Here is a 22,858-nt window from a genome sequence, read left to right on the forward strand (position 1 = left end):
ATGTCCACACTGCCCAGCCAGACGAACTGCTTCGCATCCGTCTCGACACCGTTCGGGACGGATGTGCTGCTGCTCGATGGTTTCGGGGGGCGTGAAGCCATATCGGAGCTGTTTCACTTCGATCTGCGCATGCGTTCGACGAACAAGGCGCTCGACCCGCAGCAGATCGTGGGAAAGAGTGCGACGGTGACGCTGAAAGATCACACTGGCGTCGCGCGCTATTTCAACGGCATCGTCACGCGCTTCGCGCATTCGGGCGCGGACGTGCAGTACGGTTTCTATTCCGCCGAACTGGCGCCGCGGCTGTGGCTGCTGACGCTCGGCCAGGACCGCGTCATCTGGCAGAACCAGAGTGCGCTCGACATCATCAAGCAGGTGCTGGGTACTTTTAGCGTGACCTTCGAGGACCGCACGAAGCACGGCAGCAACTACCTCGTGCGCGAGTATTGCGTCCAGTACGACGAGAGCGCGTTCCAGTTCATCTCGCGTCTGATGGAAGAGGAAGGCATCTTCTACTTCTTCACCTTCGCGGACGGCGCGCACACCATGGTGCTGGCGGACGATCCATCAGCACACGAAGCGACAGCGGCAGGCACGCTCTATTTCGCACCCGACTCGGGCGCCGGTCAGGCGGTACAGCGGCTTGGCGCATTCGAAGTGTCGCGTGGTGTGGTGGCAGGCGAGCACATCGTCAGCGACTACGACTACATACAGGCGGCCACGCTGCTTTCGTCGTCGAAGGGCGCTTCGAGCATTCCGACCGGGTCGCGCTTCACGTTCCCCGGCAAATACGTCGCCGCATCGCACGGCGACCAGATCGCCGGCACGCTGCTCCAGGCGCACAACGTCGCGCAGCAGACGGGACACGGCGCGGGCGGGTATTACGGCCTCGCGGCAGGCACCACCTTCACGTTGAGCGGCCATCCGGACAGCGCGCTGAACGTGAGCTATGTCGTGCGCGCCGTACGGCACGCCGCATCGAACCTGATGTATAGCAACGAGTTCGACGTCTTTCCTGCCACCGTGCCGTTTCGTGCACCGCTGCTTACGCCAAGACCTGTCGTGGCGGGGACGCATACGGCGAAAGTGGTGGGCCCATCGGACGAAGAGATCTGGACCGACGCGCAAGGGCGCATCAAGCTCAAGTTCTACTGGGACCGCACACCCGATGCCGACCAGAACAGCTCGTGCTGGGTGCGTGTCGCGCAGGCATCGGCGGGGCCGGGCTGGGGACATCTGTTCCTGCCGCGCATCGGGGAAGAGGTCGTGGTCAGCTATGTCGACGGTGATCCCGACCGCCCGCTCGTAACGGGTTGCGTCTACAACGGCACGAACGCCGTGCCTGTGACGTTGCCGTCGATGCAGACGCAGAGCGTGATCCGCTCCCGTTCGTCGAAAGGCGGCACAGCAGGCAATGAAATCCGCATGGAGGACAAGCTCAATTCAGAGGAGCTGTATGTCCATGCGCAGAAGGACATGGCGGTCGAGATCGAAAACGCGCTCTCCACCACGGTCAAGGCAGGCGCGGAAACGCATGTGGTGCAGAAGGGCGATCGCAGCATCGAGGTCAGCGAGGGTAAAGAGACGCACACCGTCAAGGGCACGCGTACGGTCGACGTGACGGGCGATGAAACGCACACGAACCACGCGGGGTTCACGCACAACGTCAGCGGCAATCACACGCACAAGATCGACGGCAACTATACGTTGAAGGTAGGCGGCAATCTCGTGATCGAAGTCACCGGCTCGATCAGCATCAAAGCAGGGACGTCGTTGGCCAGCGAAGCGGGTACGTCGCACGCGAGCAAGGCGGGCACGACGCTCAGCACCGAAGGGATGACGGTTTCGCACAAGGCCTCGGCCACGCAGACCGTCGATGGCGGTGGCCAGCTCGCCCTCAAGGGCGGCATCGTCCAGCTCAACTGAGAACGCCCATGTCAACGCCAACGCTTGCTGCCAGTCTGCCGCCCGGTACCGGCGAGGTCGAAACGGTCGTGGTTGAGACGCGCGACGCAGACGGCAACCTGGTCAACTGCGCGTCGCTGGTCCACGGCGTGCCGCATGGCGAAACGGTGAATTACGCGCCGAACGGTACGGCCCTGTCGCGCGCGAACTACGTGCACGGCCTGCTCGACGGCAGCCTGCGCATTTTCGACGCGCAAGGCCAGCTGGTGCAGGAGGCTCAGTATCGCAAAGGCAAGCTCGACGGCGTGACATCTTTGTATCAAGCCGGGCGTCTGGCGAGCCGTAATCACTATGTGAGTGGGTTGCTGCACGGTGAGAGTGCGACGTATGCGCCTTCGGGGCTCGTCACTGCGCAGCTGACGTACGAGGCGGGAAAGCTGGAGCGGGAAGCCGTGTTCATGCACGACGGCGTCGTGGTGAAGCGTGCGCGCTACAGCAAGGGCAAGCTCGAAGGGGAGACGCGTGAATACGCTGCCAATGGCGCGCTGGTGCAGAGTTCGCCGTATCAGGCAGACCTGTTGCACGGCACCGTGCGCCGCTTTGCACCGGACGGCACGGTGATGCAGGAACGGCTCTATAGGCAGGGCAAACCGCAGGGCGAGTGGCACGCGCCCGATGCGGGTGCGCCGCAGGCTGGCGGTGCGCCCGGCCCGCGCCTTGTCAAGAATCTGGAAAAGTGGGTCAGAGGATAAAGAAGCCACGGACAAAAGGCAGAGAGAAAGAGGCAGATATGGGGATTCAGGTTACTTCGGGCACCACGCTGCAATGCAGTTTCGGCGTCGCGCCGTCGGCGTTGCAGGTGCTGCCTGCAAGCCGGGTGATGTGCGGCGCGCCGGCGGCCAACATCATGGATTGCGCGCCGATGGTCAACGTCATGCCTTTCGGGCAATGCAGCTCGATGGCCAACCCGATGGTGGCTGCCGCGACGGCAGCCGCCCTGGGCGCGCTCACGCCGATGCCGTGCATTCCCGTTACGCCCGCGCCGTGGGCGCCCGGCTCGCCGACAGTGCTGATCGGATCGATGCCGGCTCTGCAAAACTCCTCGAAGCTGACCTGTGCGTGGGGTGGCGTGATCCAGGTCGTCGCGCCGGCGCAGTTCACTACCTTGACCGCCTGAGTGAGAGGAGACCATGCAATACGTTTTTTCGATGACTTCGCGGATGGTGACGATTGCCATCACCTGTGCAGTCCTGCTGTGCGTGCTTCTGTTTCTGCTGGGCATGGAGATCGGTGCGCGCATGAATCATTCGCCGCCCACCGCGGAGACGGCCGCCTACGACGCACACGTGTCGCCGCCGGTTGCCGCTACCGCACCGCCCGTTGTCGTTGCGCAACCGTCATCGCCGGCTGCTGCCGACATGGCTGCGCTTCCCGCTTCTTCGACTCTTTGAAACCGGTAAATTCATGTCGTGTTCTCTCCTCACCTCCGTTCGCAACGACGCCCGCCGCATGCATGCGCGGAGCCTGATGCATAGCCTTCGGCGCACGCTTGGCAGATGCCTCACGGGGATTGGGTTGCTGGTTGCGGGCGCGACTGCCCAAGGTGCGTTCGCCGCAACGCCGCTACCGGTCAACGCGCCCGCCGCGTCGGCACCCGCCAGCGCGCCCGTCGTCACGTCGACAGGTCTCGTGCAGATGCCGGACGGGCGACTGCTTGCGCCGGAGTTCGCGCGCATCATCGGCCGCGGGGAGCTCGTGGTCGCTGTCCTTTCGGTGGATCAGCCTCCGTTCTTTGAAGAGCATGACGGCAAGCTCACGGGGCTCGATATCGATCTCGCCCGCGAGATGGCGGCAAAGCTCCGCGTCAAGGTGCGATTCAACCGTGATGCGCACACGTTCGACGACACGGTGAGTCTGCTCGCCAAGGGGCAAGCTGATATCGCCGTCAGCAAGCTCTCGCGTACGCTGTCCCGCGCGACGGTGATCGCCTTCAGCACGCCTTATCTGCGCCTGAAGCGCGCGCTGCTGCTCAATCGGGTGAAGTTCGCGCAGCTCGCGCACGGCCGGTCCGTTCCGGAAGTGGTGCGTTCATACGACAGCACCATCGGCGTGGTGGCGAACTCGTCATATGCGGGCTATGTGGTCAACAACTTTCCCCACGCGCAGGTTCGCAGCTATGCGACCTGGGAGGATGTGCTCAAGGCGCTCAATGCCGGGGACGTCACCGCTGCGTATCGCGACGAGTTTGAAGTGAAGCGCGTACTCAAGGTCGACCCCACGGCTTCACTGCGGTTGCGTGTCGTGACGCTGCAGGATCTCGAAGACACGCTCGCCATTGGCGTCAACGTGAACGAGCCGGCGCTGCTTTCGTTCGTCAATCAGTTCCTCGCTGACCGTAGCACAAAGCTGGACGTTAGCACCGTCCTGCAGGCCGCCGATCACTAATTCAAATAGCGCGTAAAAAGAGACCAGAACAATGAATTCCAGCAGGATCTACGCATTCGTGCTCAACCCGTGGGTCGTCATCGGTAGTCTCGCGCTTGGTGGCGCCTTCGGCCTGTTCGCACCCGAGGCGTCCCAGAAGCTCGGCTTTCTCGGCGACATCTACGTCGATCTGCTGAAGATGACGACCTTGCCGTTCATGATCTCGGCGGTGATCTTCAGCCTGCAGCGACTCTTTCGCGATGGCGGCACCTCGCGTCTGCTGATGCGCGTGATTACGGTATTCCTCGGTGCATCGGTAACGGTTGCGGTCGTTGGCGCGATCGTGCTGTTGATCATGCATCCCGGCGCGAACATTTCGACGGCCACGATGCAGACGTTTGGCCTGATGGTGGGCAGCGATAGTTCGTCGAGTGACACGGTGATGAACCTGTACGGCGCCGATCTGCCGCAAAAATCGCTCAACTTTTCCGACGTGCTGACCAGCCTCGTGCCAACCAACATCTTCGCCGCGCTCGCCAACGGTGACGCATTGAAGGCGCTGGTCTTTGCGCTGCTGTTCGGTCTTGCCGTGGGGCGGGTGCCGGAGCGTATTTCCGTAGGGCTCAGCCAGTCGCTGGAAACGATCTATCACGCTTGCCAGAAGCTGATGCACTGGCTGAGCTACGCGCTGCCGCTCATTCTGTTCTGTATGAGCGCGGCACAACTGGGCAAGTCCGGCGTCGGCCCGCTGCATGCGATGCTGCAGTTCGTGCTGGCGTTTTTCATTACCTCCGCACTCCTGCTGGTGCTTGCGGCAGTCATCATCTGGAAGCGCTCGACGCATAGCCTCGGCAAGACGCTCGACGCGTTGCGCGCGCCTTTCGCACTCGCGCTCGCTACCCGCAACAGCGCGGCGTGCATGCCGAGCATGATCGAAAGTCTGGTCGACAACCTTGGCTTCGCGCGTTCGCGCGTCGAACTGCTCGTGCCGCTGACGATCTCGCTGTTGCGTGTCGGCCCAATGGTCTACTACGTGTGTGCAACGCTTTTCATCGCTCAACTGTACGGCCATTCGCTCGGCGTGGTCGAGGTGGCCACCGTTCTGCTCGCGTCGGTTCTGGCGGGGTTCGCTTCAGCGGGAATGACGGGGCTCGTTACCGTCTCGCTCGTGGGCATGACATGCTCGTACCTGCGTCTGCCGTTCGAGGCGGCATTCATCCTGTTCCTTGCCGTCGATCCGATTTGCGACATGCTGCGCACACTGATTCTCGTGATCGGAAATGCAGCCGCCGTTTCCGTCATCTGTCCTCGTCCGTTGAAGATCTAGGACCCGCCATGGCATTGATCGGCATACTTGGCGGCATGGGGCCGCTTGCGACCGTGGACTTCATGGACAAGGTCGTGCGGCTGACGGAAGCGAGCCGCGACCAGGAGCATCTGCCGCTCCTCGTGGCAAATCTTCCGCACATAGAAGACCGTTCGAGCGCGATTCTCGACGATGGTGCCGATCCTTTGCCGGCGCTGCTCGCGGGCATCGACATGCTGAACAGGAACAGCGTCGGGTTGATCGCGATCCCCTGCAATTCGGCGCACCACTGGTATGCGCAGATCCGTGCGCACAGTGCTGCCCCCGTGCTGAATATCGCCGAGATCTGCGTAGCCGCGGTGCCATCCACGGCACGACGCGTAGCTGTGCTCGCGACGGGCGGCGCGCTGGTGTCGGGTTTCTATCAGCGCGCGCTCGCCGAACGCGACATCGAACCCGTCACGCCGGACGAGACGATGCAGCCGCTCGTAGCCGACTGCATCGACGAAGTGAAGTCCGGAGACCTCGATGCAGCCGCGACACATCTTGAGACCGCGCTTACGATGCTCGCGGAAGAAGGCGTGACGATGGCGCTGATGGCCTGCACTGAAATCCCACTGGCAGCGCAGCGTATCGCCGCGCCACCACTCGCGCTGATCGACAGCTCGCTCGAACTGGCACGTGCAACCGTGAAATACGCGTGCGAGCGTGGCTGGAATCGCCCGCAATGAGAACGCTCCGAACGCTCTCGCAAAGCACGCTCGGCCTCATCGTCTGCCTGGCGGTGGGAGGTCTGTGCGGCGTGTTCGCCGAGCCCGTCGGGCAATTCGCGTATTTCATTGGCCAGCTGTATCTCTCCGTTGTCAACATGGCAGCGATCCCGCTGCTGGTCGTAGCGACATTTTTTGGCCTGCGGCAGGTCATTGCCTTGCCGAAGCCGCGCACGCGGGTCGGCACGATCGTCGCGCTTGCGCTCGGGCTGGTGGTGGTCAGCGCAATCGTCGGCACGCTGATGGGCGTGCTCATCATGCCTGGCGAGCACCTTTCCGCGGCAGCGCATGCGCACCTTGGCGAACTCGTGCTCAAGAGCGCCAGCGATGCGGAAGAGGTGCGCGTAACGCTGTTCGATCATGGTGGCAGTAGCGGTGAAGCAACGCCTGGCGTACTGAGCATCGCCGATATCTTTCCCGACAACTTCTATCGCGCGCTCGCGGAAGGGCGCTCCCTCGGTATCCTGACGGGCACGCTTCTGTTCGGCATGGCGTTCGCCGCGCTCTCGCGCGAGAAGACGAAGATGTTGAGCAATGTGTTCGAGGGTGTCTATCGGTCGCTCGAAACCATCATTGCGCATGCGAACCTGCTGATCCCGGTTCTTGTACTCGGGGTCGCGGCAAATCTGACGTCGCACACGCAAAGCGCGACCCTCGATGCGATGAGCAGCCTGCTGCTGTGCTTCGCCGTGTCCATCATCGTGCTCTCGGCCGTGGCGATCGGCACGATCGCAGCGCGCGCGGGACAGCCATTCTTGCGGGTACTCGGCAGCCTGAAGGCGCCGCTTTTGATCGGACTCACGTCGGGCAGCGCCACAGCGCCCATTCCCCACACCATCGAAGCGATGAGTGAGCGCCTCGGATTTAGCCGCGGCGTCGTAGAGCTGGTCGTACCGTTCGGCTCGGTGTTCGTACGGGCCGGCTCGGCGCTGTATTACACGCTGGCGACGGTGTTCGTCGCCAACCTCTACGAACGGCCGCTTGGCCCGGGTGAGATCGTGGTGATCTGTGCGGCGTCCGTCATTGCCGCATTCGTATCGGCCGGGCAGAACGGTGTCGCGACTGTCGGCTATACGGGGCTGGTGCTGTCGCTACTCAATCTGCCCGTCGAAGCAGCAGGCATCCTCCTCGTCACTGTCGATCTGATGTGCGAGGGACCGCGCAACGTGCTGAGCCTGCTTTCAGTGTGTACGGTGATCGCACTGGTCTCGGCGGGATTGCCCTCGGAGCGAGTGGCGGCCGTCGATGCGCGCGGCGCAGTCGAACTGAACCCCGTGTTGCGCTTCACGTTCACGCGCGGACAGCTTGTGCTTGCCGCGGGCTGCGTCGTGATGGTGGCTTCACTGATCGTGGTGATGGGAATTGGAGTGGGATCGAGATGATCAACGGTGGGATGCGCGCATTAACGCGCGACTGGACGCGCTCATGCAGGCGGCTGGCGAAGCGAACAACGGGGCTCCTCGCAGCGGCGTGCCTCGCGGGTGCGCTCGGAGGATGCAGCTTCCTCGGGATCAGCGGTGAGAAGGCGAAATGGTCGCAGGTGACGTTGAGCGCCAGCGACGAACTGAACAACAACAGCGCCGTGGCCGTGGACATCGTCCTCGTGAGCGACGACGCGATGCTTGCCCGTATTGCCGAGATGCCGGCGTCGAAATGGTTCGCGGGTCGCAACGATCTCGTCAGCACCTATCCGAAGAATCTGCGTTATCGCAGCTGGGAGATCGTGCCTGGACAGCGCGTCGAGGTGAGCGGCGATGATTTTTCGGGGCCACGTGTTGCCGGCGCGTTTGTATTTGCCAATTATGAAGGTCCGGGCGCGCATCGCGTGCGGATCGAGCACTTCAGCGGCCACATCGTGGTGCAGCTCGAAGGCAACAACTTTTCCGTTCTGGATGCGAGATGATGCATAACGCCAACATGGCGGTGACCGACCGTATCGAATGGTTCGAGGGCATGCTGCTCTCGCCGCAGCATTTTCAGCAGATGGCGTCGCGCATCGATTCGCTCGTTGCATGGCAGACGCTCGCGGCCGCGCCGTTCAGCTGGGGTGTGCGGCGTCTGGTGTTCGACCACGGCCTGCTGCCCGCGGGTTTGCTGCGTGTGCTCGAACTCGACGCGATCATGCCCGACGGCACGGCCGTCACTTACAGCGCTGAAGCGGAAGGTGCGGTGCGCCTCGAATTGCCGCTTGAACCGTTCGCGGCAGCGCTCTCAAACGGTCCGATCGATTTCTATCTGGTTCTGCCCGTCGCGGCCACGATGCGCCGCAGTGCCCAGGTCAAGCGCTTCCGTTCGAGCGCGAGTGCACCCGTCGAGGATCAGGTCTCCGACGCGCCGCCCGCCGATATCCCGCGACTGATGCCGAATCTCGAGCTCGCGGCAGGTGAACTGCCCTCGGCGATGCATGTGTATCTACGGCTCGGTTCTCTGTACAAGGACAACGAGGTGGTGCGGCTCGGCGAGCATCTGCCGCCGTTGCTGGAAGTGGCGCGCGACAATCCGCTGTGGACGAGCGTTGCGTCCTTGCTCGGGCAACTGCGGGGCAAGGCTGCGTTCGTTGCGCGGCAAACCGCAAATCCCTCGTCGAAAGTCGACGACCGCTTGACGCAACTGGAACTCAAGGACCGCTTGCGGAGCCTCCTGAGCGCATTGCCGCTCGCCGAAGCGACGCTGCGCACGCCGCATCTTCATCCGCTCTCGCTCTACCTGTCACTGGCGTCGCTTAATGGATCGCTCGCGATGCTCAAACCCGGTGGCCTGCCGCCTGTGCCCGCCGACTACGATCACGCTGATCCGCTTTCGGTATTCACGCCGCTGTTGCGATCGCTGCGCGAATCTATGTCGGAAGTCAACGAAGAGTACCGCGAGCACAAGTTCGAATTCCGCCACGGCGCGTTCGAAATCTCGCTGCATCCGGACTGGATCGGCGAGCGTCTGGTGGTCGGCCTGCGCGGCCAGTCGGATCGCGATCTGCTGGCGTGGATGGACGGTGCCGTCATCGGCTCCCAGTCGGTCTATGCGTCATTGCGCAGCCGTCGCGTGCTGGGCGCTGCGCGGCGCGGGATCGACTATGCCGAGGACCTCGGGTTGCGTTCGGGCTCGGGTTACCTGCTGTTCGAGGTTGAGGCCGAGCACGCGCTGGTGCTGGCGAGCGAGCTGCTGGTGATCGGCAACCCCAACGAGGGCGCGAGTGCACAGCGACCGCAGGAAATGCTGCTGTTCGTAAAGGGATGATGCGCGCAACGATGGCAGTCGCGAACGCGACCACGTGCGCGAACACAAAGGCAACGATCAAGGCAACCTGAGCATGGCACGAAACCGACCCGAACCCGATGAAGACGATCTCGTGACGGAGCAGTTCCGCACGTTTCTCGATGAGCTCGTCAGGGCGCAGACGCGATTTTCCGAGTTGCCGGATGCCGACCCGGACCTCGCCGCGCGGAGCATGAGTCGTCATCTGCTCGATCTGCTCGAAATCCAGACGCTACAGTCGCGGCGTGACAGTACGCGCTTCGAGATGGAGACGATCGCCGACGCCCGCTATCTGAAGGCGGTCCTGGCCGACGAAATCCTGCTGAATTCGCAGTGGGCCGGGCGTGATCGCTGGACGGGCTATCTGCTTGAATCGACGCTCTTCCGTACCAACATCGCAGGCGATCAGATCTTTCGTCGCATCGAGCAACTGCTGTCGGACCGCGAACCATCCGACCGCAACCTCGCGCGGCTCTATCTGTTCGCGCTGGCGATGGGCTTCCAGGGACGCTTTCGCGACACCGACGCGGCGGCGCGCCTGCGCAGCTACCGCGAGGAACTCTACGAGTTCGTTTATCAGCGCCGCCCCGACCTGGGCGGACGCGAGCGCGTGCTTTCCGAGGCTGCTTATGGGAACACGGTGTCGCACGTCGCGCCGCGCAAGCTGCCCACAGTAAGCCGCTGGACCGTGATTCTGATGCTCGCCGCAGTGTCGCTGCTGGCCATTTCCGAAATGCTGTGGCTGTGGCAGTCGTGGCCCGTACGGGACGCGTTGCATGCCGACCCGGTGACGGGGAGAAGTTCATGAATGTTCGCTGTTTTGTGCCAGCTTTCGGGCCTGACTCTGTAGCTTCGATGCAGTCACGCGGATGCCTGACGCTTGCGGGAGTGCGCCCATGCTGACGAGTAATCTGTTTCTGCTTTCGATCGCGCTACTCACGCTCGTCGTATGCGTCGTGCTGGGCGCCGTGCTGTATTTCGCAATCCACGGTTCGCACGCGAAGCCACAAACCGAGCGCAAGATCGTGCGCCTGCGTTCGGACTCGCTGCGCAGTGCGTTTCGCCAGGCGGTCGAGCTGATCGAAGGCAACATCGCTTCGCGTGCGGAGCGGTACAACATTCCGTGGATCATGATCCTCAACGAAGGGGACGATCCGCGCCCGTTGCCTATCGCCCAGGCGGGCGTGGCCAGTGTGCTTGGTGCTGACGCAGCGAGCCCCGCCGCCACGCAAGGCATCTCGTGGCATTTCTTCGACCGCGGCATCGTGGTCGATATCAAGGCGGCCTATCTCGGCTCGCCGGATGACGATGGCGACGGCAAGCCATGGGACGAGTTTCTCAGCCTGTGCCGCAACTACCGGCAGCAGCGGCCGTTCGATTCCGTGGTGATCACGGTGCCGGCAGCAACGCTGCTGGCCGACAACACGGACGCACGTCTTGAGCTCGTGCGCCACGCGAAGCTGGCGCATCGCCGTCTCTGGCTCGCGCAGAACCGTTTCGCGATGCGCTTTGCCGTCTACGTGGTCATCACCGGCTGCGAGGCCTTGCCCGGCTTTTCGACCTTTGCGCGTGCACTGCCTGAGCCAATGCGGGCCAGCATGCTCGGCTGGTCGTCGCCGTACGATCTATCGACTACCTATCAGCCCGACTGGGTCGACACGGCGATGAACAGCGTGATGCGATCGGTATCGGATGCCAGCGCCGAACTCTTCGCACTCGATTCAGCACACCTCGACGCGCGGCAGTTCCTGCAATTGCCTTCGCGCATCGATGCGATGCGTGCGCAACTGCAGCTCTACGTCGACGAGCTGCTGCGCATGAGCGCGTACCATGAACCGTTCTTTTTCCGTGGCATCTACCTGACGGGCGACGCGAGCGAATTCGCGCAATGGAGCGTGACGCAGGGCGGCGAAGAGGTCGCGCAACTCGAGGCGTTGCCCCCGGCTTCCGGGTCGCAACGCGACAGTGTGATGCTCTATGCCGACGGCGCGGCTACTGAACACACCGATGCCGTCATGGGCGACGGACGGCACGAACCCGGCGGCGCGATCAACGACCTGATGCTGCAGCCGGCTTTCCTGCGCGATCTATTCGAGAAGAAAATCTTCCTCGAATACGGGCTGACGCGCCCGTCGCGCTCACAGCATCTGACCCGCCCCGTGATGAACCGCGCACTGCGCTGGGGCAGCATTGCGCTGCTCGGCGGCTGGGGCATCGGCCTTGTGGTCGCAACCGTGCAACTAAGCCACCGCAATGGCGAACTCGTCGCGGCGCTCGGCTCACTGCGCCGTGATGCAGGCGAGCGCGCCGCGGCTGCGCAACAGGGGCAGGATTTGCCTGGTGACTGGTACCGGCGCAAGGCGCTCGCCCTCATCGTGCTCAACCAGCATCTGAAGACTGACAGCACGTGGACGGTTCTCATGCCAGGCTCCTGGAGCATCGTCGATGACCTCAATGCACGCGTGAAAGAGCGCTTCGAGCGCGAGTTCGGCGAAATCGCCGTCGCCGCGCTTGAGCGGGAAATGTATGCAAGGGTGAGTCAGCTGACGGGCGTGGGGCGCGATCCGAGCACGGGACAGATGATTGCCGGCGACGACTGCGCGGCGCCTGGCGGTGTGCGTGCCGATGCCAGCGCCGCGCCGAGCCTCGCCGTGGACGATCTTCCCCAGATACGCGCATTGCAGCTCTACGTGAATAATGTCGACCAGTTCGACGCTGCGTTGCAGGCGCTGCAGCGGCTCCAGCATCCCGCCGCTGATAACGCCGACGCATTGCGCCTCGTGGTGCGCTACGCGCTCGGTGCGGAGTTGCAGGGCAGCGTGTCCGGGAGCCTGCCGTACTTCTATCGCGAGCAGAATGGTACGGCTGCCGCGCGCACGTCGGGTATCGATCTTGGGCCCGTGCAGCAGGCGCTGCGCTGCACGCTGGATAAGGGTGCACGGCAAGTCGATAGCGGACTGTTCACGAACAATCCCCTGCTGGTCGCAGAGCGGACGGTGACGGATAACCTCAACACGCTTTCGGTCTCCGACGCGGGAGCCAACGACTTCACCAGGCTTACCGCGGGTTATCGCGCGATCGTGGCTGGTATCGATGCCCAGCGCGATCTGCTTGCCTCGGGTAAGGGTAGCTGGCTTCATCAGGCGCAATTCACGCCAGGCCCGGCCTACGACCGCACACTCCTGCGCGTGGCTCAAAACCGCCTGCTCGGCGCGGACCTCGCGGCGCAGATCCGGCAGCGGGACGACACAGGCTTCCAGGCTTTCCGGAGCGAACTGGCGCTGCGTTTCGGTGGGACGAATAGCGGTATTGTCTGGGTCGACAAGGATGCGCGCTACAGCATCTCGCCCGACCGTGCCGCAATGCGTGACGGCTTGTCGAGCCTGCTGAACCAGCCGTTCATGGTAGCGCCACGCAATCGCGAATTGCCGACGCTCACCGACGGCTCGACGATCGTCTGGGACCGCGCGCAACTCGACCAGGCGCTGGCCCTTGGTGACGTGCGTAAGCGCTTCCTTGCTGAAGGCATGACCAATATGCCAGCTACGATGCGTCCCACGATCGAGGAGGCGCTCGATCTCCAGTTCGCGCGGCTGATCCTCGACCAAACGGCTGCCGCGGCGACCGTGACGACAGCGCAGGGCGATCTCGACAGCGCCGCCTTCGACGCCGCGCGCATGCGGCTCGCGCGCATCGAAGCATTGCTGACGGAGCTGGGCGCGAACGCCCAACTCGAAGATCTTGAAATGCTCGTGTCGGCCGATGCGATCGCGCATTTGCAGCGTGTTGATAATGCGCTTACCCAGTCAGAGCTTTACATGACGCGTCAGGATAGTGGCAGCGATGGCGTACGTAGCGGACGCTCTCCCGTGCTCGCGGCGTTCGGGGTTGCCGATGCCTCAGCGCTCGCGCCGTATCTGGACCAGCAGGCAGCGCGCGCGTTGTCCCTCGGCAAACAGGCTTCCGTGTATCTGGCAGCGCTCGACGCGAGCAGCGCGACGGCTCCGCTGGTGCAGCGCTGGCAGGCCATCAATCGCGATCTCGAACGCTACCAGCTCAAAAATCCGAATAGCAGCCTGTTGCGTCTCGAACAGTTCGCGCTGTCCGTGGCGGCGGATCCGGGTCCGGCGGGCTGCATGTCGAAGTTCACTGGTCGGCCTTCCACGAATGGTGACGGTGACTACTTCGCCATCCTGCACGCGCGGCTCTATGACCGGTTGCTTGCGCGTTGCAGCGAGTCTTACGTGTTTGATCTGCGGCAGCGATGGGCGAATTTCGCTTCTGCGTTTAACGAAACCGTGGCGGGTCGGCAACCGTTCGACAACAGCAGCATGATCCATGTCGCCACGCGTGTCGACGCGGTTTCGGCCGATTTTGGCGAACTCGGGCAGGTACTCAAACGGTATGCGCCTGTGTCGGAGGCATTCCACGCAACGCGCGGCAACGCTGCTCAGGCGAGCGTGGCGGGCGGCAAGCTGCGCCAGTTCATCGACAATTTCGATCAGGTCAAAACGCTGCTCGCGCCGCTATATCCATCCGACGACGGCACGCCCAACGGTTACGACCTGAATGTCGAGTTTCGCGCCAACCGTGGCGGGGAGATCGCAGCCAATCAGGTGATCGACTGGACGCTGACGGTCGGCTCGCAGAGCATTTCGATGAACGAAGCGCCACACACGGTGCACTGGGACTACGGCACGCCTGTCTCGCTCGTGCTGCGTTTTGCGAAGGATTCACCGCTGACGGCGTCTGCCGATCCGCAGCAACGCGCGCTGTCGACCGATGGCCGCACGCTGACATGGCAGTTCTCCGACCCGTGGGCGCTGATTTCGTTCATCAATCGCCAACGTGTCGCCGATACCAGCCCGCGCGGCGACAGCACCGCGCAGTTGCTGAAGTTCGACTTCCCGCTTGGCACCGTCAATCCCGCCAATCTCGCTCTCTTGCCAAAGCAGGCGCACGGACGCGTATTCGTGCGGCTCGCGCTGATGCCCGCAGGCAAGAAAACACCGTTGCCGTGGCCTGGCAGCTTCCCGGTGCGCGCACCGGACTGGACCGCGTTATGAAACAGTCATATCCGATGGATGTCACTACCGGTTTCGAAATCGATCTGGAGGCGTTACTTGCGCCCGTGCCCGAGGGGGACGGTGCAGGTGTGTCGCTGCGCTATGAGCCGCTGTACCAGCAGATTCGCGACGCACGCACGCACGACGATGCGAGCGTGCCGATGGGCGAATGGGAACGCCCGCTGATCAAGGCGGACTGGAAGCGTGTCGCGGCGCTATGCACGGAAGCACTCTGCACGCGCAGCAAGGATTTTCAGCTCGCCGCCTGGTTGTGTGAAGCATGGACACATCAGCAACGTATCGAAGGTTTTACGGCGGGCACGCGTGTGATGGCGATGCTCGCAGAACATTACTGGCAAAACGCATGGCCCGCGCTCGAAGACGGCGACGCCGATGCGCGTGTCGCACCGTTCGTTTGGCTCAATGACACGCTTGCGCTGGTGTTGACCTTGCATGTGCCACTCCTCACGATCGAAGGACGCGAACCCGCACACGTGAATCTGGACGAATGGCAACGCGTCATCATGGAAGGCAGCGACGAAGACGGGGCCGATCTCACGCGAGACCTGCTCGACAAACACGTCATGCAAGGTAACAACCTTGCCGGATTGACGACGCTGCATCAGCAGCTCGAAATTGCGCAACAGAACTGGCGCGCGTTCGAGCGTCTCCTCGACACGCTGCTGCAACACGATGCGCCGCATCTTGGCCGCGTGACAGATGTATTGATGCGGCTATCACGTGCCGTAACCAGCCTGCTAGGTGACCGGGCGGTGCGCGTGGTGCCGCCAGCGACGCAGCAGGATGCACCGGACAACGCCGCGCATACGAGGGCGGAACTGCCGTCCTGGGAGAACGGGATGAGTGATGTTTTGCAGGATGCACCGGTTGGACTGCAGTCTGCCGTGGTACGCGACAAGCCGGCTTTTGCGAGTGTCGACAGCCGCGATCATGCATATCAGTTGATCGAGCTGGCGGCGCGGTATCTGGCGGAACATGAGCCGCACAGCCCGACGCCATTCCTGTTGAGACGCGCGGTCGCTTGGGGGCAGATGTCGCTGCCCGAACTCATGCGTGAAGTTGTACGCACTGACGGCGATATGTCGAGGTTCTTTGCGATGCTCGAAGTCGAGTGACTCGCTCACTGGTTGTTACATTCCGTGCGGGTTGTCTGAGAGCGCCAAATTCATTGAAAACAAGTTGCCGTCCGCGGTAGCGCGGGCGGCGTGGAGAGGCTGCCATGGCAGTGGGTTTCGAGTTCGCGACTGGCTGGGACATTTACAAGCTGAATGATGGGGTCAATCCCGTCCACGGTACGGCTATCAACGATCAGTGGATTGCCGCGAACACCACGAGTTACCCTAAGGCCGCCGTCGTGAGAGGCGGCCTGGGCTGGTCAATGACGGTCGACGGCACAGAAATCGAGTGGGTAGTAAAGGAAGTGGAAGAGAACGCGGCCGGGGCGATTCAGCTGACGCAGGTCATGAACGACCTGACGGGTTTCGTTGGCATGCTCAACAAGCGAAACATGCAGAGCTTCCTCACGGCGGCAGATTTCCCGATTGGCACCTTCCGTGCGCCTAACGACCGCTTCATTATCCATATCAAGCAGGACTTGCGGATGAAGCCAATCGAGGCGATTACGCAGGTGACGGGCGGCATCCGGCTGGCGCGCGTGCGCAAGCTTTGGCGTCTGCTCGCAGATCCGAATTCGCATTTCGCGAGCGTGATATTCGGCGGCGAAGGCGGCGGTGCGCGGGGATATGCAGGCTTGCTCAAGCCCATCATCCTTGATCACACGAACATGCGCGACCCGAACTGGCCCGGTCACGTGCCGAGTGCGAAGATGCGCGGGTTGCTGACAATGATCATGACCTATCTCCGGCGGGGCTACTCGCCAACCCAGCAAGGCGTGGGGGCAGTGAAGTATCTTTTCCTGCTGATGTCCCGCACCAGCTTTGGCGCGCTTTTCAAGGACCTACCGAAAGAAGAAAGGGACTACTACAGGACGCATGAAGGCAAGGCGCAATGGGTTGAATATGTGTGCAGGCACCTGATGTCGAGGATGCCGAACATGCCGGCGACCGGGGTTGAACCGGAGGGAATGGTCGTCGAACGCAAGATCACCGACCGCGGGAACCTGTCTACGAAGCCAGTGACATTGCCTATCACCCGCAAGGCCTGGCTAGAGGCGATGGTCGAAGGCCGGGACCTGTTGAGCGCCGCCGAGCATCCCTTGGGCGGCGACGACAACGCGCTGTGGGCGGATAGCAATCCGGAACTCGGCCATCGCCTGCGTGGGCTCGCAGGGTTGGGCGACAAAATGGATACCGTGATGTACGGGGGACGTCAGAACAAGGCAGCGATCATCGAATTCCGCGCCAGGCAGGCTGCGCTCGAATACTCCTTGTGGCCCGGATATGCGGCGGCGATGCATAGCTTTATTACGGAAATCAACGAGGGCGAGCGGCATGGTGTGATCGACCTCGCGCCGCTTGCGTAGAGCGAGTGTATTCGAACCGGCGTGCGCCCTTCGCTCGCGAACGTCCGTCACCCGAAGCTCAACGGCCCGGGCTGTTGCTCGACAGTCCAGACGGTTTGTCTGCTTACGCTTCTTGGGCGACTTGCGCTCACTACCCTTAGCGCACGAAGCTGGCATCTAGTACTGGCAGAGTGGGCAAGACCTCAAAATTCAACTCCGTGCTGGAACGGATAAGTAATGCAAATGAATCCGCATGATAATGTCCAAAGGTCATATAGACAAAACTAAAACGGTAGTCGACGACAAGTCGGCAATTCACGTGCATACCGTCTGCGCATGTGTATTCCATAAACTGCCCCCTCGTAACCGCGTTAGCTGATGCCTGATTATTTGGGAGAGCGCCAACCGTCGTCGCGGCGTGCCAGATGACAGGAGCGCCGATCGAGTGCCGGCCAGCCGGCGCGTCATTCTTGTACGGCAAATAGCCGTATTCATTCTGATGTATGGAGCGCGCACCCAGTTCACCACGGTGGTCCGGCATATTATTATATTGATGAGGGATGCCGGGAAGCCGCATCGCCTTCCGAACCTTCTGGAGGAGCGCGTATGTCTGTGGCTTGTCATCCTCCAGACATTCCTCATGGAAAATCGGTACGAGCCTGGCGTGGTGTTTGGCGTCGGTAAATTTTAGTGATCCCTTATAGTACGCGCGACCGCATTTATTGAAATATTTCCTCATTTCAGATGGAAAATTTCCACCCCCGTTATCATCCAAGATCGCAACTTCTTGAAATGGCATAACATTCCCAATATCAGAAAAATTAACGCGACAACGCCGATGCCGGGCGTTCTAGAGGAACCTTCCACAGGCTCGTTCCTTTCCCGGGTGTACCTGTTATCGGCTTGCGCTGTCATTACTTAAGTTACCGCGCTTAAGCAAGAGGCGAACTCGAGGCAAGTCTGGCCGATGGGACTTCTTGCGCCCCCGAATCGTAGATCGAAACAAGTCGGTCAGTGCGCCGGGAGACCGGCAAGGAGTAAAGAGTGCAAGTCTCTTACAACGACGGTCTAGCAAACCACGTTGTCCCCGAGTCCGAATTGGGCACGTACGGATCTGGGCTGGGGATGCTCAGTAATGAGCATTCCTACCGCGATACACCATCCCACTTTGGCGCGTGGTTGCCAGGGAGAGGTACTGACAGATTTGTTACGGCCTACGACGGACTGGGCTCCCGTGGTTGACACAATTCCTGGCGCGACGGAGACAGATTCCCTTCGTTCTACGTGCGGGTCGGGCGTTCGGGCGGCATCGGTCATTTGACCGATGCCGCCGGGTTCAGTCGCATACCATGATTACCATCAAGGCAACGACTTGGGTCGAGCCCACGGAAGCCGGCCCCCTCAGATAGGGTTTGCCGAATGCCAGGAGGATGAGTGCAATGTCGGTTGGTCAATTTGTCACTGTCGCGATGGTGAGCTGGCTGCCCCGTGCCTACGGCGCCTGGGCCGTGTTCTCGGGATTGCTTCAGCTCGCTTATGCCGTTCGTCGCGGGAGGCGCTCCGGCACGCAATGGGGCATGCTCTCGAGCGGCGCGCGATCGGCGCTGGCCGGGGTGCTGGTTTCCAGTGAGGCGATGGGCGCCGTCTACTTCGTGATCGCAGGCTGGTGGTGGGCGGTGGGCGGATTTCGACACAAACGTACCGAGACTTCATGAACCAAGCAGGAACCGGGCGGCGCTTGCCACTCGGTTTGCTCACATCCGCCGTGTCTCGGTAGCCGGACCGGCGAGCAAGGCGGCATCGATGCATACGGGAGAACAAGATGGACGACAAGGATATCGCGCTGGCCAATAGCAAGGTGCAGTATCGGACACTGTTGCGCGAGGACGGCTGCACGGTCCTGCAAACGACGATTCAAGCGGGCGGTGAGACGCAATGGCATCACCACACGCATGTCAGCGATCAGTTTCTCGTGGTGCGTGGCGTTTTGACCGTGGAGCGGAACATCGACGGTCGTATCGAGAGCACCCGGGTGCATGATTTCTACTCGGTCGATCCGGGCGTCGTCCACCACGTCAAGAACGAAACGGACGAGGCGCTCGTCTACATCATGGTCCAGGCGGGAGGCGTACCGGACATCGTGCTGGCCGAGCCGTCTCCTTGAGGTGGACCGGCGAGGGGGCGTCGTGCGATGCGGCTAGATCAGGCCCAGCGACGATGCCTTGAGCGTCGCGGCCGCGCGTGTCGAACATTCGAGCTGGCTGCTTCGTCCGTCATTGCTGCGCGCCAGGGTCGCGGCGAGCGCAAGGCAACCCAGGCCAGGGATGCCGCCAGCACACGCGCTTCCAAGCTCAGTGCCGGGCCGCGCACGCCGCGGAAATACCCCGAACCGTCCAGCCGTTCGTAGGCATACGACGCCAGTACGGCAGCCCCGCCAAGCGAGCCGGTCTGCTTACCGGCGCGCGGTTTCGCGCCGCAATTGTCAGAGGCGCGTGTCCCACAAGTCACACAACGTCTGGCGGAGCAACGGAATCGCCTGTTCGAGCAAAGGTCCGCTTGGACGTTGGGCTGACGTCGCAATCCATATCGTGGTTTGAAGCGGAGGATCGGCAATAGGACGCACATAGAAGTCCTGTTGCTGCCCTCCAGATTGAACCGCCTTCAGAGAAAGCACCGCATGTAGATGCTCATCACGCACCAGATTGAGGATCGCGGGGATGCTTTCGATCTCTAGCGCAATGTTCGGCTTCAACGAAGCCTGAGCCATTGCACCTTCGAGCAGCAGTCGAATCGAGTGGGGTCGACTCGGCATGACAAGCTGGTGCTGCGCTACTTGCGTGAGGCTGACGGGCTCTCCTATCAGAACGTCTCCAGCAGATCGGGCAGCGGGGCCGGTAGAAACCAGATACAGCTGTTCGCTCAGGACCGGGGAAAGCTCCACCGTCGCCGAGGTTGCATTCGTGTACACCACTGCACAATCGGCGCGTCCAATTGTCAGCCATTCAAGCGAATAGGCCGATAGTCCTTCCAGGATGCACAGAGTCGCTTTCGGAAAGCGTTCGCGAAATCTTCGCACGAGAGGGGCAGTCAACACGGAGCTGACGCTTGGAGGCAAAGCGACCACGAGCCTGCCCGTTGCTTCGCCACGGCCGTCTTCCATATCAGATTGAACACGATCTACCTGGGCAAGGATGCTCCGGCTGTGTTCCAGCAGTCGCCGCCCGGGCTCCGTGAGCGTCACTCCGCGTCCGTTGCGTTCAAGGAGCACTTGCCGGAACTCCAGCTCAAGGGCTCGCACCTGTCGGCTCAAGACCGGCTGCGCGATGGAGAGGAGATTTGCCGCCCGGGTGAAGCTCCCTAACTCGGCAACGTGGACGAAATATTCAAGCTGTCGCAGTTCCACGATCGCCCCCTGAAATGCAATTCAAACATATCTAATATACACGAAATGACATTGTGTACTATCTGATAGTGTAAAACAATGTCTTATCGAAGACGATCCAACACACAGGAGACACATGCAACGCCCCATTCCGTGCCTGTTTATGCGCGGCGGAACCTCGCGTGGCCCGTTTTTCAGGGCGGAGGATTTACCCGCTGACGTGGCGACTCGTGACCGCGTGCTGCTGGACGTGATCGGGTCGCCGGACCTACGACAGATTGATGGACTGGGCGGCGCGCATCCGTTGACCAGCAAGGTGGCCATCGTCAGTCGAGGTTCTCGCCCCGGCATCGACCTCGAATTCCTCTTCGCGCAGCTACAGCCCAATGCGGACACGGTTGATACGACCCCAAATTGCGGAAACATGCTCGCTGCTGTTGTGCCCTTCGCTCTCGAAGTCGGGCTGATCGCACCTCAGGGAAGCAAGACGACCGCACGCGTTTTGACGGTGAACACCGGTATGGCCTGCGACATCACCATCGACACGCCCGAAGGGCGCCCCGAGTACGGCGGGACTGCACGAATCGATGGCGTACCGGGAACGGCGGCTCCTGTGCTTATCAATTTCCTTGATACGGCAGGGTCGGTTTGCGCTTCGATGCTGCCAACCGGCCGGGTGCGGGATCGCGTCGATCTGGGCAATGGAAGTTCACTTGACGTTACCTGCATCGATAACGGAATGCCGATGGTGCTCGTGCAAGCACAGGCATTGCGGCGAACCGGACGTGAAACTGTGGCTGATCTCAACGTCGACGCCGAGCTGAAGGCGCAGCTTGAAGCACTTCGGTTGCGCTGCGGCGAGATGATGGGTCTTGGTGACACGAGGGCCAAGAACTACCCAAAGATGTGCCTCGTATCGCCGCCTGTTGCAGGCGGCGCGCTAGCAACGCGCTGTTTTATTCCTCATGTTTGCCATGACGCCATCGGTGTCCTCGCGGCCGTCACAGTCGCCACGGCCTGTGTACTTGATGGCAGCGTCGCACACGACGTGGCAGCTACACCACCGGGCGTAGTCAAGCAGGTATCGATCGAGCATCCGTCTGGAGAGTTCAGTGTCGAACTGGAAGTAGATAGCGAAAACCCGCAAGTCATCCGACGTGCCGCTTTACTGAGGACGGCACGACTGATCATGCGTGGAGAGGTGATGGTCAAGGACAAAGCATTTGAACCAGCGGGGACGCGATGATAATCGATTGCCACGGACACTACACAACCGCACCTAAAGCGTTGGAGTCGTGGAGAAGTCAGCAGATTGCAGGTTTGATGGATCCTGCACAGACTCCAGTCGCCAGTGAACTAAGAATCAGTGACGACGATTTGAGGGAGTCTATCGCTGGCAACCAACTGAAGAAGATGTTGGAGCGCGGCATTGATCTAACTATCTTCTCGCCGCGCGCAAGCTTCATGGCACATCACATCGGTAGCTTTGAGACCAGCTCTACTTGGGCTGCGATCTGCAATGAGTTGTGCTATCGCGTGTCGCAGCTTTTTCCGGATAACTTCATTGGGGCAGCAATGCTCCCGCAATCGCCCGGTGTCGACCCGGCGACGTGTATCCCGGAACTGGAACGGTGCGTAAAGGAATATGGATTCGTCGCAATCAATCTGAATCCGGATCCGTCCGGAGGGCATTGGACGTCTCCGCCGCTGTCGGACCGTCATTGGTACCCGTTATACGAAAAGATGGTCGAACATGACATACCGGCAATGGTGCATGTTTCGACCAGCTGTAATGCCTGCTTTCATACCACAGGCGCACATTATCTGAATGCAGACACAACGGCATTCATGCAGTGCCTCACTTCGAATCTCTTCCGCGACTTCCCAACGCTGCGATTTGTGATTCCTCACGGCGGTGGCGCCGTACCGTACCACTGGGGAAGGTTCCGTGGATTGGCACAAGAGCTGAAGTTGCCACCGCTTCAGGATCATCTGCTCAATAACATCTTTTTCGATACGTGTGTCTACCACCAGCCCGGCATTGATCTCCTCACCGATGTCATTCCAGTGGAAAACATCCTGTTTGCAAGTGAAATGATCGGTGCCGTTCGCGGAGTCGATCCGGAAACGGGTTTTCATTTTGACGATACGCGTCGCTACATCGATGCCGCAGAAACGTTGTCACACGATGACCACGTGAAGATCTTCGAGACCAACGCACGGCGGGTTTATCCCAGACTCGACGCCGCGCTGAAGAGAAGAGGGAAATGA

At 61.5% G+C, this 22,858-nt stretch carries 20 protein-coding genes and 1 pseudogene; 18 read left to right on the forward strand and 3 right to left on the reverse strand.

Annotation, left to right across the window (positions count from 1 at the left end; all coding sequences use genetic code 11):
- The 14 genes from SB822_RS19235 (at position 1) to SB822_RS19300 (ending at position 17,226) form a co-directional block, all read left to right on the forward strand.
- Positions 1 to 1,926 carry a type VI secretion system Vgr family protein gene (locus SB822_RS19235; RefSeq protein ID WP_410855428.1) on the forward strand — a complete coding sequence of 642 codons (1,926 nt, stop codon included), beginning with the start codon at positions 1 to 3 and terminating at the stop codon, positions 1,924 to 1,926.
- An 8-nt stretch (positions 1,927 to 1,934) separates the two neighbouring features.
- The gene (locus tag SB822_RS19240; RefSeq protein ID WP_410855429.1) at positions 1,935 to 2,657 is read left to right on the forward strand and encodes a toxin-antitoxin system YwqK family antitoxin; all 723 of its coding nucleotides are present in this window, start codon (positions 1,935 to 1,937) and stop codon (positions 2,655 to 2,657) included.
- A gap of 38 nt (positions 2,658 to 2,695) precedes the next feature.
- Positions 2,696 to 3,082 (forward strand): DUF4280 domain-containing protein, encoded by a 387-nt coding sequence (locus tag SB822_RS19245; protein ID WP_353557303.1) that lies wholly within the window; start codon positions 2,696 to 2,698, stop codon positions 3,080 to 3,082.
- A gap of 13 nt (positions 3,083 to 3,095) precedes the next feature.
- Positions 3,096 to 3,356: a hypothetical protein gene (locus tag SB822_RS19250; RefSeq protein ID WP_007584412.1), complete on the forward strand. Its 261-nt coding sequence runs from the start codon at positions 3,096 to 3,098 to the stop codon at positions 3,354 to 3,356.
- A 76-nt stretch (positions 3,357 to 3,432) separates the two neighbouring features.
- Positions 3,433 to 4,350 carry a substrate-binding periplasmic protein gene (locus SB822_RS19255; RefSeq protein ID WP_410855430.1) on the forward strand — a complete coding sequence of 306 codons (918 nt, stop codon included), beginning with the start codon at positions 3,433 to 3,435 and terminating at the stop codon, positions 4,348 to 4,350.
- 31 nt (positions 4,351 to 4,381) lie between these two features.
- Complete coding sequence (locus SB822_RS19260; protein ID WP_007584414.1) at positions 4,382 to 5,656, forward strand: dicarboxylate/amino acid:cation symporter; 1,275 nt, start codon at positions 4,382 to 4,384, stop codon at positions 5,654 to 5,656.
- Positions 5,657 to 5,664: 8 nt separating this feature from the next.
- A complete protein-coding gene (locus SB822_RS19265; protein WP_007584416.1) occupies positions 5,665 to 6,366 on the forward strand; it encodes an aspartate/glutamate racemase family protein in 702 nt (233 codons plus the stop codon).
- Positions 6,363 to 7,787, forward strand: coding sequence for a dicarboxylate/amino acid:cation symporter (locus SB822_RS19270; protein ID WP_086917125.1), 1,425 nt, complete (start codon positions 6,363 to 6,365; stop codon positions 7,785 to 7,787). The genes SB822_RS19265 and SB822_RS19270 overlap by 4 nt, the downstream gene beginning before the upstream one ends.
- Positions 7,784 to 8,308, forward strand: coding sequence for a hypothetical protein (locus SB822_RS19275; protein ID WP_410855431.1), 525 nt, complete (start codon positions 7,784 to 7,786; stop codon positions 8,306 to 8,308). The genes SB822_RS19270 and SB822_RS19275 overlap by 4 nt, the downstream gene beginning before the upstream one ends.
- On the forward strand, positions 8,305 to 9,639 hold the full coding sequence (tssK, locus tag SB822_RS19280) for a type VI secretion system baseplate subunit TssK (protein ID WP_039900817.1): 1,335 nt from the start codon (positions 8,305 to 8,307) through the stop codon (positions 9,637 to 9,639). The genes SB822_RS19275 and tssK overlap by 4 nt, the downstream gene beginning before the upstream one ends.
- Before the next feature lie 73 nt (positions 9,640 to 9,712).
- Entirely contained in the window at positions 9,713 to 10,465 is a 753-nt protein-coding gene (locus tag SB822_RS19285) for a DotU family type IV/VI secretion system protein (protein ID WP_007584422.1), read from the forward strand.
- A gap of 88 nt (positions 10,466 to 10,553) precedes the next feature.
- A complete protein-coding gene (locus SB822_RS19290; RefSeq protein ID WP_410855432.1) occupies positions 10,554 to 14,723 on the forward strand; it encodes a type VI secretion protein IcmF/TssM N-terminal domain-containing protein in 4,170 nt (1,389 codons plus the stop codon).
- Complete coding sequence (gene tssA, locus SB822_RS19295; RefSeq protein WP_410855433.1) at positions 14,720 to 15,859, forward strand: type VI secretion system protein TssA; 1,140 nt, start codon at positions 14,720 to 14,722, stop codon at positions 15,857 to 15,859. Before SB822_RS19290 ends, tssA begins: the two co-directional genes overlap by 4 nt.
- 104 nt (positions 15,860 to 15,963) lie before the next feature.
- Positions 15,964 to 17,226: a hypothetical protein gene (locus tag SB822_RS19300; RefSeq protein WP_007738533.1), complete on the forward strand. Its 1,263-nt coding sequence runs from the start codon at positions 15,964 to 15,966 to the stop codon at positions 17,224 to 17,226.
- A 136-nt stretch (positions 17,227 to 17,362) separates the two neighbouring features.
- Here the strand turns inward: SB822_RS19300 and SB822_RS19305 are convergent, their stop codons facing one another.
- A complete protein-coding gene (locus SB822_RS19305) occupies positions 17,363 to 17,980 on the reverse strand; it encodes a hypothetical protein (RefSeq protein ID WP_133062216.1) in 618 nt (205 codons plus the stop codon).
- 664 nt (positions 17,981 to 18,644) lie between these two features.
- Between SB822_RS19305 and SB822_RS19310 the strand changes: the two genes are divergently transcribed.
- Entirely contained in the window at positions 18,645 to 18,920 is a 276-nt protein-coding gene (locus SB822_RS19310; protein WP_007738527.1) for a DUF308 domain-containing protein, read from the forward strand.
- A gap of 107 nt (positions 18,921 to 19,027) precedes the next feature.
- Entirely contained in the window at positions 19,028 to 19,369 is a 342-nt protein-coding gene (locus tag SB822_RS19315; RefSeq protein ID WP_086917129.1) for a cupin domain-containing protein, read from the forward strand.
- An 80-nt stretch (positions 19,370 to 19,449) separates the two neighbouring features.
- Here SB822_RS19315 and SB822_RS19320 read toward each other — a convergent pair.
- Together SB822_RS19320 and SB822_RS19325 are read right to left on the reverse strand one after the other, a co-directional pair.
- Positions 19,450 to 19,668: pseudogene (locus SB822_RS19320) on the reverse strand (HD domain-containing phosphohydrolase); the annotation flags it as partial.
- A 19-nt stretch (positions 19,669 to 19,687) separates the two neighbouring features.
- Complete coding sequence (locus SB822_RS19325; protein WP_086917130.1) at positions 19,688 to 20,608, reverse strand: LysR family transcriptional regulator; 921 nt, start codon at positions 20,606 to 20,608, stop codon at positions 19,688 to 19,690.
- A gap of 115 nt (positions 20,609 to 20,723) precedes the next feature.
- On the opposite strand from SB822_RS19325, the gene SB822_RS19330 reads away from it, so the two are divergent.
- Together SB822_RS19330 and SB822_RS19335 are read left to right on the forward strand one after the other, a co-directional pair.
- A complete protein-coding gene (locus SB822_RS19330; RefSeq protein ID WP_410855434.1) occupies positions 20,724 to 21,833 on the forward strand; it encodes a 4-oxalomesaconate tautomerase in 1,110 nt (369 codons plus the stop codon).
- A complete protein-coding gene (locus SB822_RS19335) occupies positions 21,830 to 22,858 on the forward strand; it encodes an amidohydrolase family protein (RefSeq protein WP_410855435.1) in 1,029 nt (342 codons plus the stop codon). Before SB822_RS19330 ends, SB822_RS19335 begins: the two co-directional genes overlap by 4 nt.

This window comes from Paraburkholderia sp. SIMBA_054 (assembly GCF_046534875.1).
GTDB classification, from domain to species: domain Bacteria; phylum Pseudomonadota; class Gammaproteobacteria; order Burkholderiales; family Burkholderiaceae; genus Paraburkholderia; species Paraburkholderia hospita.

What these genes read in the sequence shown, in the direction of transcription:
- SB822_RS19235 (WP_410855428.1), top strand. Translation starts at nt 1, where the DNA reads ATGTCCACACTGCCCAGCCAGACGAACTGCTTCGCATCCGTCTCGACA.
- SB822_RS19240 (WP_410855429.1), top strand. Translation starts at nt 1,935, where the DNA reads ATGTCAACGCCAACGCTTGCTGCCAGTCTGCCGCCCGGTACCGGCGAG.
- SB822_RS19245 (WP_353557303.1), top strand. Translation starts at nt 2,696, where the DNA reads ATGGGGATTCAGGTTACTTCGGGCACCACGCTGCAATGCAGTTTCGGC.
- SB822_RS19250 (WP_007584412.1), top strand. Translation starts at nt 3,096, where the DNA reads ATGCAATACGTTTTTTCGATGACTTCGCGGATGGTGACGATTGCCATC.
- SB822_RS19255 (WP_410855430.1), top strand. Translation starts at nt 3,433, where the DNA reads ATGCATAGCCTTCGGCGCACGCTTGGCAGATGCCTCACGGGGATTGGG.
- SB822_RS19260 (WP_007584414.1), top strand. Translation starts at nt 4,382, where the DNA reads ATGAATTCCAGCAGGATCTACGCATTCGTGCTCAACCCGTGGGTCGTC.
- SB822_RS19265 (WP_007584416.1), top strand. Translation starts at nt 5,665, where the DNA reads ATGGCATTGATCGGCATACTTGGCGGCATGGGGCCGCTTGCGACCGTG.
- SB822_RS19270 (WP_086917125.1), top strand. Translation starts at nt 6,363, where the DNA reads ATGAGAACGCTCCGAACGCTCTCGCAAAGCACGCTCGGCCTCATCGTC.
- SB822_RS19275 (WP_410855431.1), top strand. Translation starts at nt 7,784, where the DNA reads ATGATCAACGGTGGGATGCGCGCATTAACGCGCGACTGGACGCGCTCA.
- tssK (WP_039900817.1), top strand. Translation starts at nt 8,305, where the DNA reads ATGATGCATAACGCCAACATGGCGGTGACCGACCGTATCGAATGGTTC.
- SB822_RS19285 (WP_007584422.1), top strand. Translation starts at nt 9,713, where the DNA reads ATGGCACGAAACCGACCCGAACCCGATGAAGACGATCTCGTGACGGAG.
- SB822_RS19290 (WP_410855432.1), top strand. Translation starts at nt 10,554, where the DNA reads ATGCTGACGAGTAATCTGTTTCTGCTTTCGATCGCGCTACTCACGCTC.
- tssA (WP_410855433.1), top strand. Translation starts at nt 14,720, where the DNA reads ATGAAACAGTCATATCCGATGGATGTCACTACCGGTTTCGAAATCGAT.
- SB822_RS19300 (WP_007738533.1), top strand. Translation starts at nt 15,964, where the DNA reads ATGGCAGTGGGTTTCGAGTTCGCGACTGGCTGGGACATTTACAAGCTG.
- SB822_RS19310 (WP_007738527.1), top strand. Translation starts at nt 18,645, where the DNA reads ATGTCGGTTGGTCAATTTGTCACTGTCGCGATGGTGAGCTGGCTGCCC.
- SB822_RS19315 (WP_086917129.1), top strand. Translation starts at nt 19,028, where the DNA reads ATGGACGACAAGGATATCGCGCTGGCCAATAGCAAGGTGCAGTATCGG.
- SB822_RS19330 (WP_410855434.1), top strand. Translation starts at nt 20,724, where the DNA reads ATGCAACGCCCCATTCCGTGCCTGTTTATGCGCGGCGGAACCTCGCGT.
- SB822_RS19335 (WP_410855435.1), top strand. Translation starts at nt 21,830, where the DNA reads ATGATAATCGATTGCCACGGACACTACACAACCGCACCTAAAGCGTTG.